General features: G+C 72.5%; 16 protein-coding genes. 6 read left to right on the forward strand and 10 right to left on the reverse strand.

The annotated features are described in order from the left end of the window. A partial coding sequence (locus tag JWN97_RS13410) for an integrase core domain-containing protein (protein ID WP_297623369.1) occupies positions 1-132 on the forward strand: 132 nt, incomplete at its 5' end. Here the strand turns inward: JWN97_RS13410 and JWN97_RS13415 are convergent. Then, on the reverse strand, positions 129-1,415 hold the full coding sequence (locus JWN97_RS13415; RefSeq protein ID WP_297623339.1) for a cytochrome P450: 1,287 nt from the start codon (positions 1,413-1,415) through the stop codon (positions 129-131). The two genes, JWN97_RS13410 and JWN97_RS13415, sit on opposite strands and share 4 nt — an antisense overlap. 52 nt (positions 1,416-1,467) lie before the next feature. On the opposite strand from JWN97_RS13415, the gene JWN97_RS13420 reads away from it, so the two are divergent. Beyond that, on the forward strand, positions 1,468-1,803 hold the full coding sequence (locus JWN97_RS13420) for a DUF3054 domain-containing protein (protein WP_297623341.1): 336 nt from the start codon (positions 1,468-1,470) through the stop codon (positions 1,801-1,803). Further along, the gene (locus JWN97_RS13425; RefSeq protein ID WP_297623343.1) at positions 1,787-2,989 is read left to right on the forward strand and encodes an MFS transporter; all 1,203 of its coding nucleotides are present in this window, start codon (positions 1,787-1,789) and stop codon (positions 2,987-2,989) included. Before JWN97_RS13420 ends, JWN97_RS13425 begins: the two co-directional genes overlap by 17 nt. Before the next feature lie 4 nt (positions 2,990-2,993). Here JWN97_RS13425 and JWN97_RS13430 read toward each other — a convergent pair whose 3' ends face one another. Genes JWN97_RS13430 through JWN97_RS13440 form a run of 3 tightly spaced genes read right to left on the reverse strand, consistent with a single transcriptional unit; the run spans position 2,994 to position 5,697 of the window. Next, positions 2,994-3,764, reverse strand: a complete 771-nt coding sequence (locus JWN97_RS13430) for an FAD:protein FMN transferase (protein WP_297623345.1) — start codon at positions 3,762-3,764, stop codon at positions 2,994-2,996. After that, positions 3,761-4,273 carry an FMN-binding protein gene (locus JWN97_RS13435; protein WP_297623347.1) on the reverse strand — a complete coding sequence of 171 codons (513 nt, stop codon included), beginning with the start codon at positions 4,271-4,273 and terminating at the stop codon, positions 3,761-3,763. The genes JWN97_RS13430 and JWN97_RS13435 overlap by 4 nt, the downstream gene beginning before the upstream one ends. 5 nt (positions 4,274-4,278) lie before the next feature. After that, the gene (locus JWN97_RS13440) at positions 4,279-5,697 is read right to left on the reverse strand and encodes a ferredoxin reductase family protein (protein ID WP_297623349.1); all 1,419 of its coding nucleotides are present in this window, start codon (positions 5,695-5,697) and stop codon (positions 4,279-4,281) included. 94 nt (positions 5,698-5,791) lie between these two features. On the opposite strand from JWN97_RS13440, the gene JWN97_RS13445 reads away from it, so the two are divergent. Further along, positions 5,792-6,691 carry a carbohydrate kinase family protein gene (locus JWN97_RS13445; RefSeq protein ID WP_297623351.1) on the forward strand — a complete coding sequence of 300 codons (900 nt, stop codon included), beginning with the start codon at positions 5,792-5,794 and terminating at the stop codon, positions 6,689-6,691. 1 nt (position 6,692) lies between these two features. Continuing rightward, entirely contained in the window at positions 6,693-7,598 is a 906-nt protein-coding gene (locus JWN97_RS13450) for a pseudouridine-5'-phosphate glycosidase (RefSeq protein ID WP_297623353.1), read from the forward strand. Here JWN97_RS13450 and JWN97_RS13455 read toward each other — a convergent pair. After that, a complete protein-coding gene (locus tag JWN97_RS13455) occupies positions 7,591-7,971 on the reverse strand; it encodes a twin-arginine translocation signal domain-containing protein (RefSeq protein WP_297623355.1) in 381 nt (126 codons plus the stop codon). The two genes, JWN97_RS13450 and JWN97_RS13455, sit on opposite strands and share 8 nt — an antisense overlap. Before the next feature lie 47 nt (positions 7,972-8,018). Between JWN97_RS13455 and JWN97_RS13460 the strand changes: the two genes are divergently transcribed. After that, positions 8,019-8,333 (forward strand): hypothetical protein, encoded by a 315-nt coding sequence (locus JWN97_RS13460; RefSeq protein WP_297623357.1) that lies wholly within the window; start codon positions 8,019-8,021, stop codon positions 8,331-8,333. 20 nt (positions 8,334-8,353) lie between these two features. Here the strand turns inward: JWN97_RS13460 and JWN97_RS13465 are convergent, their stop codons facing one another. The 5 genes from JWN97_RS13465 to JWN97_RS13485 form a co-directional block, all read right to left on the reverse strand. Next, positions 8,354-8,845: a GNAT family N-acetyltransferase gene (locus JWN97_RS13465; protein ID WP_297623359.1), complete on the reverse strand. Its 492-nt coding sequence runs from the start codon at positions 8,843-8,845 to the stop codon at positions 8,354-8,356. Between the two features lie 5 nt (positions 8,846-8,850). Beyond that, positions 8,851-9,372: a tail fiber protein gene (locus JWN97_RS13470; RefSeq protein WP_297623361.1), complete on the reverse strand. Its 522-nt coding sequence runs from the start codon at positions 9,370-9,372 to the stop codon at positions 8,851-8,853. Positions 9,373-9,382: 10 nt separating this feature from the next. After that, positions 9,383-9,886 (reverse strand): tail fiber protein, encoded by a 504-nt coding sequence (locus tag JWN97_RS13475; RefSeq protein ID WP_297623363.1) that lies wholly within the window; start codon positions 9,884-9,886, stop codon positions 9,383-9,385. Between the two features lie 9 nt (positions 9,887-9,895). Further along, positions 9,896-10,393 carry a tail fiber protein gene (locus JWN97_RS13480; protein ID WP_297623365.1) on the reverse strand — a complete coding sequence of 166 codons (498 nt, stop codon included), beginning with the start codon at positions 10,391-10,393 and terminating at the stop codon, positions 9,896-9,898. A 24-nt stretch (positions 10,394-10,417) separates the two neighbouring features. After that, positions 10,418-13,897, reverse strand: a 3,480-nt coding sequence (locus JWN97_RS13485; RefSeq protein WP_297623367.1) for an Ig-like domain-containing protein, incomplete at its 5' end; no start/stop codon positions are given.

Raw genomic sequence — 13,897 nt, forward strand, 5'->3', positions numbered from 1 at the left:
AACTCCGAATCCGCCCGACTCGCCGCTCTGCCAGCATGGATCCACGAGTACAACCACCACCGGCCCCACTCAGCAATCGGGAAGGCCGCCCCCATCGCCAGGTTGAACAACCTGGCTGGGCATCACACCTAGGGACGCAGCGTCGCCGGGAGCCTCTCGAAGCCGCGCAGGATGCGGGTCTCGCGGCGCCGGGCGCCGGGGTCGAGCCGCAGGTCGGGGAAGCGGTCCCAGATCGCGCGCAACCCGACCTCGCCCTCCATCCGGGCGAGCTGGGCGCCGAGGCAGTGGTGCCGCCCGGCCGAGAAGGCGATGTGCTCACGCGCGTTGGTCCGGCCGACGTCGAAGCGCAGCGGGTCGGCGAAGACCTCCGGATCGCGGTTGGCGCCGCCGAGGATGGCGGTCACCAGCGACCCGGCGCGCACCGGCTGACCGGCGAGCTCGGTGTCGCGCAGCGCCATCCGACCGGTGAGCAGCACCGGCGGGTCGAGTCGCAGCGACTCCTCCACGACGTTGGTCCACAACGACGGGTCGGCGACGACGCGGGCGCGCTCCTCGGGGTGGTCGTGCAGCTGCGCGATGCCGTTGCCGAGGAGGTTGACCGTGGTCTCGAAGCCCGCCGCCAGGACCAGCCCCGCGGTCGCCTTCAGCTCGGACTCGCTGAGCCCCTGTCCCTCGTCGCGCACGGTGACGAGCTGGCTGAGGAGGTTGTCCCCGGGCTCGCGCCGCAGGTTGTCGAGGTGGGTGCCGAGCCACGCGTCGAACTGCTCGAGCGCCCGCGACACGGACCGATAGCGCCGCCACCCGAGGCCGAGGTCGAGGCTGGGCGCCGCCGCCGAGCCGAAGTCCAGGACGCGCCCGCGCTCCGCCTCCGGCACCCCGAGGATCTCCGCGATCACGGTCACCGGCAGCTGGGCGCAGTAGGCCTCGACCAGGTCGACGCTGCTGCTCGCGCGCGGCTCGAGGTCGTCGAGCAGGTCGGCCGCGATCTCCTCGGTGCGCTCGCGCAGCCGCTCCACCGCACGCATGGTGAAGACCCGCGTGACGAGCTTGCGGTAGCGCGTGTGGTCGGGCGGCTCGGTCACCAGGAGGGACGGCGGCTCGACGGGGTGCAGGGTGTCCGGGGCCGCCCAGCGCGCGATCCTGCCGAGCGTGCCCTCGTTGTTGGGCAGCCCGGTGCGGAAGTCGTCGCTGGTCAGCAGCTGGCGTACGGCGCCGTGGCTGGTGGCGACGTGGCCGATCCGGGAGCGGTAGAGCGGGCCCTGCGACCGGATCTCCTCGACCAGGTCGAACACCTCGTCAGTGCCCAGCGACCCCACGCGGATCAGGCGGGCCTGGAGGTCACCCTGGTCGGCGGCGCGGCGCAGGAACAGGGTCGGGAGGCCGTGCGCAACCGCCCAGTGCACCGTCGACCTCATGCGTCCCACCTCATGGCACGAGCGTATCCACGCCCCACCTAGGGTCGGACCCATGTGGCTGCTGATGGACCTCCTGCTCGTCGGCGTCTTCGCCGTGGTCGGACGACTCAGCCACTACGGCACGCTGACGCCCGGCGGCTGGTGGACCACCGCGTGGCCCTTCCTCGTCGGCACGCTGGTCGCGTGGACCGCGCTCCGGGTCACCCGCCGGCCCCCGGCGGCGATCGCCTCGGGCGTCGTCGTCTGGCTGGGGACCCTGGTGGGCGGCATGCTCCTGCGCCAGGCCAGCGGGCAGGGCACCGCGACGGCCTTCGTGGTCGTGGCGACCCTCGTCCTCGGCGCGCTGCTGGTGCTCCCTAGAGTCCGTGCACGTGTCCGACGCCGCTGACCCTCCCCGCAGAACATCCGTCCCCTTCGGCATCCTGCTCGCCGCCGTCGTCCTCGTCTCGATCAACCTCAGGCCCGGTGCGGCGTCGCCCGGCCCGGTGCTGGAGGAGGTACGCCAGGGGCTGGGCATGAGCGCCGGCGTCGCCGGTGCGATGACCGGGCTCCCCGGGCTCTGCTTCGGGCTCGTCGGCGCGCTGGCGGTGGGCTTCGCCCGTCGGGTCGGGATGACCGCCGGGATCGCGATCGGCCTCACTGCTGCCGCGGCCGGGCTGCTGCTGCGCGTCACGACCGGCAGCGTGCCGGTCTTCCTGCTCCTGACCGTCCTCGCCCTGGCCGGCATGGCGGTCGGCAACGTGCTCGTCCCCGCCTGGATCAAGGCGCACGGCCACGCGGTGGTGCTGATGACGGCCTACGGCACCGGGCTCGTGGTGGGTGGCACCATCGGCGCGCTCGCCACCGCGCCGGTCACGGAGGCGCGCGACTCGTGGCAGACCGGCCTGGGCATGTGGGGCCTGCTGGTGCTGGTGGCGGTGCCGCTGTGGGCGTGGCTCGCGCTGCGCGAGCACCGCTCTCCCACCGAGCACGCCATCAGCGGCGAGGCGCCCACCGGGCGGGTCGCGCACTCCCCCACCGCCGTCGCGCTCACCGTGCTCTTCGGCGTGCAGTCGATGCACGCCTACGTCCAGTTCGGCTGGCTGCCGCAGATCTACCGCGACGCCGGCATCTCCGCCTCCTCAGCCGGCGCGCTCCAGGCGCTGCTCTCCAGCGTCGGCATCATCGGGGCGCTGGCCATGCCGACGGTGATCGCGCGCAGCCGCGGGCTGCACGCGTGGATGGTGTCGTTCGGCGTGATGCTCGCCCTCGGCTACGCCGGCCTGCTCGTCGCACCGGCGACCCTCCCATGGCTCTGGGCGCTGATGCTCGGCCTCTCCGGGCTGGCGTTCCCGACCGCGATCGCGCTGATCACCGCACGCACGCGCCACCCGTCGGTGACCGCACAGCTCTCCGGCTTCGTGCAGCCCGTGGGCTACGCCCTCGCCGCGATCGGGCCCTTCGTCGTCGGGCTGATCCACGACGCCACGGGCGGCTGGTCGCTGGTGATCGTGCTGCTGATGCTGACCTCGGTGCCGCTGACCCTCGCCGGACTGCGCGTGGCGAGCCCGACGTACGTCGACGACGAGATCTGACGCCTCAGGCCACGGTCTCCGCGCGACCGTCCGCCCGGACGACGACCGCGGTCCGCAGGCGCGAGCGCAGCCAGGCGGGGCCGTCGACGCCGAGGGCCAGGGCGGTGGTGGCGTCGATGTCGACACCGGTCAGGTGTGCCCCGATGACGGTGACGGACGCCAGTGCGTCCTGCGCTCGTCCAGACCGCGCGTCGACCACGTGGGCCCCCCGGTGGGCCGAGCCGGAGGTGGCGACGGCCCCGCAGTGCACGGGCACCCGGGCCACGAGCCGGGTGGGGTCCAGGGGGTCCTCGATGCCGATCGACCAAGGCTCCCCGTCGGGGTCGGCGACATGGCAGACCATGTCGCCACCGGCCGAGAGGCACACGTCGGTGTCGGCCAGCGCGAGCAGCGGGGCCACCGCCCGGTCGACCGCCCAGCCCTTCACCACGCCGCTGGGGTCGAGCCGGCGTACGCCGTCCGCGTCCGGCAGCCAGATGTCGAACGCGCCGTCCGACGACAGCCGGGCGTCGTCGCCGAGCCGGAGCACCTCGGCCACCGCGGGGTCGCACCCGTCGAGGGTGATCTCACCGCGGCCCAGGCGCGAGACCTGGCTGTGAGGTCGCCAGGTGCTGAAGACCTCGTCCACCCGGCGCAGCTCGGCCAGCGCCTCCTGCCAGGCGGCCTCGCCGGTCGCGTCGCCGGCGTGCCGGCCGCGCAGGGCGAGGCTGATCGGCATGCCCATCACCTGCTCGACGCGACGGGTGATCGCGGGGGCGGTCATCGCGGTGCTCACAGCCCGCCCTGGTCGATCGCGCTCTGGAGCGACTGCAGGTAGCCCTGGCTGGTGTAGGTCGCGCCGCTGACCATCGACACCCCGCTGCCCTGCGCGTCCAGGGTCCCCTGGATGAGCCGGGGCAGGGAGTAGCTGCTGATCTGGAGGTCGCGGCCGTCGCTGTCGGGGTACTGCAGGACGCTGACGTTGGTGATGGTCGAGCCCGAGACCTCGAGCTGCACCTGCACGGGGCCGTAGCGGGTCTGGGCCGCGGCGCCGGTGACCGTGCTCGTGCCGGACGAGGACCCCGACGAGGCCCCGTCGGCCGAGCCCGAGGTGCTGTCGCTCGGCGGCGCCGCGCCGCTGGTCGTCGTGCTCGACCCGGTCCCGGAGGTGGCCTGCCCCTGCAGGGAGCCGGAGAACGCCGACTCGGTGCTGGTGGCCATGACCGAGGAGGTCGAGGTGTGGTAGCCGAAGAGGACGACCACGGCGGAGAGGGTGCTCAGCCCCCACAGGACGATGCGTTTCACGGCACTCACCAGCCGAAGTTCTCGAGGTGGATGTGGTGCTCGGGCACCCCGGCGCCCCTCAGGTCGCGGAGCACGAGGTCGGTCCAGGGGCGGGGGCCGCAGACGAAGACGTCACGCTCGGCGACGTCGGGGACCCAGGACCGCAGTGCCGCCAGGTCGGTCGTCGCCCCGACGCCGCTGCCGAGCCAGGAGTCGGGGGCCCGTCGACGTCCCGGGAGCCCCCAGACGACGAGGCCGCGACGCTGCGACAGGTCGTTGAGTTCGTCGACGAAGATCGGCGCCGAGGACGTGCGGTAGAGGACGAGCGCTTCGCCCGGGGCGTACTCCAGGCCCTCGGCCAGCGCCCGCAGCGGGGTGATGCCGACGCCCGCACCGATCATCAGCACCGTGCGCTGGGTGCGGGCGCGCGGGCTGAGCCGGCCGTAGGGTCCCTCGACCCAGGCGCGGGAGCCCACCGCCAGCCCGGCGGCCGCGGCGCTGCCGTCGCCGACGTCCTGGACGGTGATCCGCAGCGACCGGCCGTCGGGGGCTGCGGAGAGCGAGTAGGGGTTGGCGCGGGTGCGGCCGGGGCGGCCGCCGAAGCGCCAGCTGAAGAACTGGCCGGCCTCGACGGGCAGGCGGTGCAGCGCGCGGCCGGTCACGTGGACCGAGACGGTGCCGTCCCCCTCGGGGACCACGGCGGCGACGCGGAGGTCGTGGCGCAGGTTGCGCCACAGGGGCAGGCCGACCCGCCACACGAGCACGCTGCCCGCGGCGGCGATCCAGGCCGACCACCAGAAGACCTGGCGCCCCGGCGAGGAGGTGAAGTCGGCGCCGGTCCAGAGCTGGTGCGGGATCGCGAGCCCGACGCCGAGGTAGGCGTAGAGGTGCATCAGGTGCCACGACTCGTAGCGCAGCCTGCGTCGGGCGGCCCGGATACTCGTCACGACGACCATGACCAGGCACGCCGTGGCCGCGGTCGCGAGCAGCATGCCGGGGTAGTTGACGACGAGGTCCCAGAGGGTGCGCGGTGTCGAGGCCAGCGCCCCACCTGCGTATCCCCACGTGATCGTGGCGAGGTGCGCGAGCATGAGGTTGAAGGACGTGAATCCCACCAGCCGGTGGATCCGGGCGAGCTCGTCCTGGCCGAAGGCGCGCTCCAGCACCGGCACCCGCGCCATCAGCAGGACCTGCGCGAGGAGCAGGACCGCCGAGGCCAGGCCGGTGATCCGGCCGATCGACTGCAGGCCGGTCGCCCAGGCGCCGAGGTCGCCGATGCCGCCACCGGTCACCCACCACCACGTCACCAGGAGGAGCGACAGCCACAGGGTGCTGGCGGCCGCGAGGCGGGTGCCCGCGTCGCGCCGGGCGTGCACACCGAGCCGCCGTACGCCGTGCGCCCGCGGTGCGGCGGGTGCGGGAGCCGGGTCGTGGGTGAGCGCCATGACCCGACAGTGCTCGCGCCGGCTGGCACGTGGGTGGGAGTCACCTGTGCGGATCCTGTGAGTGCGGCGCAGGCCCTTCTGTCAGGATCTGCGCGTGAAGCAGTGGGTGGTGGTCGTCGGCGGCACCAACATGGACGTGGTCGCGCGCACGTCCGCGCCCCTCGTCCCAGCCACCAGCAACCCGGGTCACACCCGCATCTCCCCCGGCGGTGTCGGCCGCAACATCGCCGCCTGCCTCGGCCTGCTCGGCGCCCCGGTCCGGCTCGTCTCGGCCGTGGGCGACGACGCGTTCGGCGACGAGGCGCTGCGGGTGACCGCCGCGTGCGGCGCCGACATCGGGGCCGTTCGCCGGGTGCCGGGCCGGACGGGCACCTACACCGCCGTCCTCGACGACCGTGGCGAGCTGGTGGCGGCCGTGTCCGACATGGAGATCATCGACCGGCTCGAGCTCGACACCCTCCACCTCGAGGACGCCGCCCTGGTCGTGGTCGACGGCAACCTGGCGCACGCGCAGGCGGCCCAGGCCGTGTCGGCGGCTGCGCGGGCCGGCGTGCCGGTCGCCTTCGAGCCGGTGTCGGTCGCCAAGGCCGCACGGCTGGCCGACCTGGTGCGCGACCTCTTCCTCGTCACCCCCAACACCGACGAGCTGGCGGCGCTCACCGGGCGCCCCGCTGCCGACTGGCGCGCATCGGTCGCGGACCTCCACGAGCGGGGAGTCGCCCACGTCTGGCTGCGCAGCGGCGCCGAGGGCTCGTGGATGTGCAGCCGCGACCAGGAGCCGGTCCACCTCCCCGCCGTCCCGGCCACGGTCGTCGACGTCACCGGCGCCGGTGACGCGATGCTGGCGGCCTGGGTCGCCGCGTGGCTGCGTGCGGCCGACCCGGTCGACGCGGCCCGCGAGGGCCACCGGGCCGCCGCCGCGACCATCGAGAGCCCCCACACCGTCCGCCCCGACCTGGGCGCCGTCTTGTCGACCACCACCGAGGAGTCCTGAGATGCTGACCGTCACCGACGAGGTCCGCGACGCGCTCGCGTCCGGCCAGCCGGTCGTCGCGCTGGAGAGCACGATCATCAGCCACGGCATGCCCTACCCGCAGAACGTCGAGATGGCCCGCACCGTCGAGGGCATCGTCCGCGACAACGGTGCGATCCCCGCCACGATCGCGGTGCTCCACGGCACGCCGACGATCGGCCTGTCCGCCGACGACCTCGAGCTGCTCGCCTCCGACGACTCGGTCGTCAAGGTGTCGATCCGCGACCTGCCGTACGTCGTCTCGCGCGGCCTGCACGGCGCGACGACCGTCGCCTCGACGATGCGCCTGGCCGCCCTCGCGGGGATCGGCGTGTTCGTGACCGGCGGGCTCGGCGGGGTCCACCGCGGCGCGGAGACGTCGTACGACGTGTCGGCGGACCTCACCGAGCTCTCGACCACCTCGGTGGCCGTGGTCTGCGCCGGCGTGAAGAGCATCCTCGACATCGGCCTGACCCTCGAGAAGCTCGAGACCCTGGGTGTGCCCGTGCTGGGCTACGGCACCGACGAGTTCCCGTCGTTCTTCTCCCGCTCGTCGGGCTTCGGTGCGCCGATGCGGGTCGACTCCCCCGCCGAGGTCGCCGCGCTGATGCGGGCCAAGTGGGACCTCGGGCTGGACGGCGGCGTGGTCGTCGCCAACCCGATCCCGGCCGAGTCGGAGATCCCCGCCGACGAGATCGGCGCCATCATCGACCGCGCGCTCGCCGACATGGACGCCCTCGGCGTCACGGGCAAGGACGCCACGCCCTACCTGCTCGGGCGCATCGTCGAGATCACCGAGGGGTCCTCGCTGGTCGCCAACATCGCGCTCGTCGAGCACAACGCGCGGCTCGGTGCGGCGATCGCGCGGGAGTACGCCGCCACTAGTTGACGACGACCTCGTAGGTGCGACGACGACGGTCGCTGGGCACCACGAACAGGACGGTCGGGCTGAAGCCCGGGCGCCGCAACGTGTAGGTGCCCTGCGGCGGTCCGGGGGTCGCGCGACGGAAGGTCAGGGCGAAGGAGTGCTGCTCGCCACGGGCCGCATGGGTCAGGTCGTTGACGTTCGTCAGCTTGACCCTCCAGCTCCCCGCCGGGCTGGTCAGCAGGAACGTACGGCCGCGCAGCCGGGTGAACCGGCGGCGCGTGTAGAGGTCCTTGGCGGCCGGGGCGGCCGAGGCCTCGGCGACGGGACCGGCGGCCAGCACGGCGGCGCCGGCAGCGCTCGCCCCCAGCACGGTCCTCCGGGACAGATCGGTCATGGCGTGCTCCGTGAGGGGTCGAGTGCGGGCGGGACTAGCATCGGCGCGTGACGAGAATCGAGTGGCTCACGCACGAGCACTTCGCTCCCCTGGTCGGCGAGGGCTTTGCAGTGACGGTCGGCGCGGACGAGGTCCTCACCGTGGAGCTGGTCGAGGCGACGGCCAGTGCGCAGCCGGGCGGGTTGGGGCCCGAGGGCCAGGAGCGGACGCAGTTCTCGCTCGTCTTCCGCGGACCTGCGGACCCGTTGCTGCCGCAGGGCACCTACGTCGTGGCGCACGCGACGCTGGGCGAGCAGGAGCTGTTCCTGGTGCCGCTCGGTCGCGACGCTGACAGCGTGCGCTACGAGGCGGCCTTCGCCTGACGCCCGTCCGTGGCGGGTGGTCACGAGGTCCACTCCATCCGGCGGTAGACACCCAGGTCGGCTGCCACGGTGAAGCCCAGCCGGGCGTAGAGCGCGGCCGCACGGTTGTGCGCCTCGACGTGGATGCTGACGATGCGATCGGTGGCGGTCGCCTCGTCGACGAGTGCGCCGATGAGCTGGCCACCGATGCCGGCGCCGCGCGCCTCCGGGAGCAGTGAGATGTCGACGATCCGGATGTCCCCGGGGCGACGGTCGACGATGAGACGACCGACGGCGCGACCGTCGACCTCGATGACGTCGAAGGAGCCGTCCGGGTTGTGCCTGCGGTACTCGGTGTCCTGGGCGGTGAACTGCATCCGGACGAACGCCTCACGCTGGCCGGGCGGCCACGGCACCTGGGAGAGCTCCTCGTCGCGCGTCGACCCGTAGAGGCCGACGAGGAACTCGTGATCGGCGTCGGTCGAGGGCCGCAGTGCGACGTCGACGCGTCGCGGTCCGGCGAGGGCGGTCATGGCGATCAGGTCCTCGGCGGGAAGACGCCCTGGAGGGCGATGTTGAAGTAGAACGTCAGGTAGGGCTGCATGTTGTTGTGCGGCTGGTCCCCTCCGGCCGGAGCCAGCGCCTCCGGCGCGAGCGCGACCGGGTTGTCGGGGTTGGCGCGATAGACGGTGGTGTTGGCGCGACCCAGCACGCGGTCGGCGGCCGGGGCTTGCAGGATCGCCGGTCCCGAGCTGGCGTTGACGGCGTGGGTGTGGGCCGGCATCTCGCTCTCGAGGAGCGTCACGGTCTCGCTCCCGCCGGTCTCCCCCAGGTCGTGGAGGCTGAGGCCGGGGCCCTGGCCGGGCTGCATCGGAGCGCTGCCCTGCAGGTTGGGCAGCGCGAAGTTCGACTTGCCGTTGCCGCCGTACGTCGTCCCGAGCAGGGAGAAGAGCGCGGTGTTCTGGGACAGGGGCAGGAGCTGGCCGTCGCACCACGCCCAGCCCTTGGGGGCGAAGTTGAACGGGAAGATCCGGATCTCCGCCACGAACGGGTCTGCCATGGGTGGTCCTTTACGTCTGGGAGGGGAAGAGGCCGTAGAGCGAGATGATGTGGTTGAGGCAGAGGTAGGGCTGCATGTTGGAGTGCGGCTGCGAGCCGCCGGTGGAGCCCACCGACTGTGTCGCCATCAGGGCCGCGGCAAGCGCCGGGCGGTAGACGTTGGACGACCCGCTCGCGGCCAGGACGTTGCCCGACGGGTCGGCGGCCGAGCCGACGGCGGTGCTGGCGACGAGCGGGTGGCTGTGGCCGGGGATCTGCTGGGTGGTCAGCGTCACCGACTCCGCGCCGCCGGTCTCCGCGAGGATGAAGCCGTTGCCCTGGTGGATCGGGACGCGACCCCTCAGGTCAGGCAGGGCGAAGGTGGACTGGCCGTCGCCGCCGTACGTCGTGCCGATGAGCTGGAACAACGTCTCGTTCTCGGAGATCGGCATCGGCTGACCTTCGCAGAACATCCATCCGGCGGGTGCGAAGTTGCCGGCGAACATGCGGATCTCGCCTACATAGGGCTGGGCCATGTCACGTCCTCAGGTCGGGCTCGGGAAGATGCCCTGCAGGGCGATGCAGAACGACAGGGTCAGGAACGGCTGCATGTTGAGGTGGGCCTGCGACCCACCCGTGCTGCCGTCGGTCGACGGATCCAGGACGGTCTGCTGGACGGGTGGCCCGTAGAGCTGGCTGGAGCGACCCACGACGTTGCCGGTGGGCATCACGGTGTCGGCGTCGGCGCTCGAACCGGACATCTGGTGGGTGTGCGTCGGCAGCTCGGCGACCGACAGGGTGTGCGCCTGCTCGCCACCGCGCTCGCCGAGGGTGTGGCTCCACCCCACATGGATCGGCACCCTGCCCCGCATGTCCGGCAGCCCGAAGTTGACCCGTCCGTCGCCGCCGAACGTCGTCCCCAGCAGGCTGAACAACGCCTGGTTCTGGTTGATCGGCAGGAGCTGGCCGTCGCACAGCGCCCAGCTCTTCGGTGGGAAGGCAAAGCTCATCAGCCGAATCTCGGCGAGGAACGGCTCAGCCACGGCGTTCTCCTGTCCAGTCGTACGTCATGGGGTGCCCACCGTCAGGGTGCAGGCGGTGGCGGGGGTCGCGGTGGGCGGGTTGCTGAAGGTGTCGAACGTCAGACCCGGGCTGCCCGGGTTCTTGGCGAGGAGGCTCGCCTGCACGGCCGCGACCGTGGCGACGTTCACGTCCGCGAAGCGCAGCTGGGCGCTCCCCCACAGGTCCATGAGGATGTCGGGGACGTCCGGGTCCGCCGGCTGCACGGCCGTCTCCAGCCCGGTGTTGTTCTCGAGGTCGACACACACGTTGCTCGTGTCACCGGTCGCGCCGCCGGCGACGATGTAGACGCCCTCGAAGACGTTGACCCCGACGTCCGGGTTGCTGAACAGGTTGCCCGTCACCGTGTAGTCCGCCGTGCCCGTGCCGTCGTTGTGGGAGAGCTCGAGCGCGCGCCCACCCCAGTTGGCGATCGTGTTGTTGCGGATCTCCATCCGGGTCGCCCCGCTCCCGTGCGCCCAGCCCCAGATGCTCGTGCCACCGTCGACGAGTGGGTCGAGGGCACCCGGCTGCGCGTCACTGATGTCGTTGCCGACGACCTTGGCGTCGAAGACGCCGGTGTGGCCGGGGATGGTGTTGAGGATGAGCTCCGCGCCGGCGGCGCTCTTGATGTCGTTGTTCGTCACCGAGACCTTGACGGTCGAGCCGCCGCCGGCGTTGATCGACACCTGGGGTCGTCCCGGGACGGCGTTGGCGCTGCCGCCGGAGACGTCGTTGTCGTTGAACGTCAGGGTCTGCCGGGCCGTGTTGGCGGCGTCGGTCTGCATCGAGAAGCCCGGGTCGGCGTTGAGCGAGAACACGCTCCCCTCGACCGTCGCCGTCATGGTCGACGAACCCTCGCCCCGGAGCCGGAGACCGGCGTTGTTCTTCGAGCCGGAGAAGGTCGACTCGTCGACGGTCAGGGTCGTCGTGCCCGTGGTGTTCCTGATGTGGGCGTTGGAGTCGTCCGACCCGCTGACCACCGTGCGCAGGATCTGCGGCGTGCCCGTCACGTCGAGGTAGTCCAGACCCCGCTCCTCGAGACCGCCGGCGTGGCTGTTGCCGTTGGCCGTCACGAGGACGTCGGTCAGGTCGACGTCGGTCACGGTCGTGGCGCGGATTCCGTCGTCGCCACCCTGGGTGACCCGCATGCTGGCGAGGCTCGTGCCACCGGGGACGTTGGTCAGGGAGATCCCGGCCCCGGTCGAGCCCGTGATGGTGCCGCCGGTGCACGCCGGCGCGGCCACGGTGCAGGCCCCGCCGCCGCCCGTCACCGCGAGGCGTCCCGCCCCCGTCCCGCTGAGCACGATGCCGTTCGCGGCCCCGTTGGACGCGATGCGCCGGAACGTGAGCCCGTCGCCGTGGATGGCGGTGCCGGTGACGGTGAGCGGGGTGCCGGTGGTCGCGTCGAGGGTGTTCGCGCCGCCCGCCGCCGGGACGGCGACGGTGCCGCCGCCGGTCGCGGTGAAGGCGGGTTGGGTCGTGGTGCGCACCACGACGCCCCCGTCCAGGCGTACGGTCGCGCCGGTGTTGGCGCTGAGCTGGATGCCGAGCTCGCCGCCATCACCGTCGCCGTTGTCCGTGATCGCGCCGTTGAAGTCCTTGGTCCCGCCGGTCGTCGAGGTGACGCGGACCAGCCTGCCGACGTCGCTGGTGATGGTGCCGTCGTAGGTCACCGCACCGCTGCCGCCGTCGAGGTCGAAGGCCACGGCTGTGGAGTTGGTGATCGTGCTGCCCGCGCCGGCGCTGAACGTGCCCGCACCCAGTCCGGAGAGGTTGATGCCGTCGGAGGTGCTGCTGGTCGAGTCGACGTCGTCGAAGGACAGGCCCACGCCGGGCGTACCGGTGACGTCGATCGCCGGGCCGCCGGTGATCGACACGTTGGACGTGCCGCTGGCAGGCACGGTGACGTTCCCAGCGTTCGCCAGGCGGAACGCAGCTGTGGCCCCGGTGAGGTTCGTCAGCGACAGGTCGCCCGAGGATCCGTCGCCCAGCGAGATCGTGCCGGTGGTGTCGACCAGCGAGACGGCCCCCACGGCCGAGCCGCTGACCACGACCTCGGCGAGGGCACTGCTCGTGCCGAGGGCGGTGCCGGTGAGGTCGAGCGCCTTCGCCGAGCTCGTGCTCACGGTGTTGGGTCCCACGGCCGTGCCCAGGTTGACGGTCCCGGCGTTGTTGAGGCGGATGCCGGTCGCCCCGGACGAGCCACCGTTCTTGACGACGAGGCCGCTGACGGCCCAGGTGCCGGTCGTCGAGTCGAGCTCGAGGCCGGGTTGCGTGCCGGGCACCCCGAGGTCGTCGACGGTGACGTCCTGGATCGTGCCGCTGCTGGCGGCGCCGCCGCCGAAGATGCCGCCTCCGGCACCCTGCGGGTCGACCTCGATCCCGCGCACCGTGTTGCCCGCCGCAAGGACCACGACGTCGGCGTCGGTGTCGGCGATCCTCGGCCGCGCGGTCGGCGTGGCGCTGCGCAGGAGGGCGCCTGCGACCTGGAGGTCGGCGGCCTCGCCCAGCAGGCGCTGGCCCGCCTTGAGGTCGAAGCCGGTGCTGTAGCCCGCCGCGGTGTTGTCGCCATCGAAGAGGTAGATCGTGTGGTTGGCCGTCGAGGCGGTCTGCGCCTGGGCCAGCGTGTCGAACGGTGCGCTCGACGTACCGGCGTTGCCCGTCGCGTTGTTGGAGACGTACCAGACACAGTCGGTCAGCGTGATCGTCACCCGACCGGTGTCGGTGGCAGGGACGGTGGCACCGTCGGAGAGCGTGTAGTCGAAGAAGTCGCTGGTGTCCGTGCAGCTCGTCGCGGCCGCCGGGCTGTAGACGAAGTCGCCGTCGGCCTCGAGGACGACCGAGCCACCGTCGTTGGTCGCGAACGTCCCCGCCGTCACGACGAGCGGTCCGGGGCCGTCGACGTCGCTGTCACCGCCGAGCAGGTCGGCACTCACCGTGCGGCTGATGTGGCCCACCGTGGGAGCTCCGTCGCTCGAGTCGTTGCCGATGAGCGTGGTGTTGCCGATGGCGCCGGCGACGGTCTCGTCATCTGCGACGGGTGCGTCGTTCACACAGGTGATGGTCATGCTGACCGTCGCGGTCGATACGCCGTTCAGCGTGTAGGTGAACGCGTCGACGGCGTCGGGGGCGGTGCAGAAGTTCGCGTTGGGGGCGTACGTCAGCCCGGTGCCGCCGCCGGTGATGACGACGGTGCCGTTGGCCGGCTGGGTGACCGACGTGATCGACGTCGGCCCGCCGTCGACGTCGGTGTCGTTGCCCACCGGCGCGAGGGCCGTGGCACCCGCGTCCTCCATCAGGGTGCGGGAGTCGCCCACGGCGACCGGGGCATCGTCGACGCACGTCACAGTGACGGAGGCCGTCGCGCTCGAGCCGCCGTTGAGGGCGTACGAGAAGGTGTCGGCCGTGCCGCCGGTGCCGGTGTTGCAGTAGTCGGCGTCCGGGACGTAGGTCACGCCGGTGCCGGTGAACGTCGTCGTGCCGTT

This window comes from Nocardioides sp., from assembly GCF_025965415.1.
GTDB lineage: Bacteria > Actinomycetota > Actinomycetes > Propionibacteriales > Nocardioidaceae > Nocardioides.

Excerpts from the sequence above, each read along its gene's own strand:
- JWN97_RS13440 (WP_297623349.1), bottom strand. The coding sequence starts at position 5,697 with ATGGCGCTCACCCACGACCCGGCTCCCGCACCCGCCGCACCGCGGGCG.
- JWN97_RS13415 (WP_297623339.1), bottom strand. The coding sequence starts at position 1,415 with ATGAGGTCGACGGTGCACTGGGCGGTTGCGCACGGCCTCCCGACCCTG.
- JWN97_RS13455 (WP_297623355.1), bottom strand. The coding sequence starts at position 7,971 with ATGACCGATCTGTCCCGGAGGACCGTGCTGGGGGCGAGCGCTGCCGGC.
- JWN97_RS13470 (WP_297623361.1), bottom strand. The coding sequence starts at position 9,372 with ATGGCAGACCCGTTCGTGGCGGAGATCCGGATCTTCCCGTTCAACTTC.
- JWN97_RS13465 (WP_297623359.1), bottom strand. The coding sequence starts at position 8,845 with ATGACCGCCCTCGCCGGACCGCGACGCGTCGACGTCGCACTGCGGCCC.
- JWN97_RS13450 (WP_297623353.1), top strand. The coding sequence starts at position 6,693 with ATGCTGACCGTCACCGACGAGGTCCGCGACGCGCTCGCGTCCGGCCAG.
- JWN97_RS13475 (WP_297623363.1), bottom strand. The coding sequence starts at position 9,886 with ATGGCCCAGCCCTATGTAGGCGAGATCCGCATGTTCGCCGGCAACTTC.
- JWN97_RS13420 (WP_297623341.1), top strand. The coding sequence starts at position 1,468 with ATGTGGCTGCTGATGGACCTCCTGCTCGTCGGCGTCTTCGCCGTGGTC.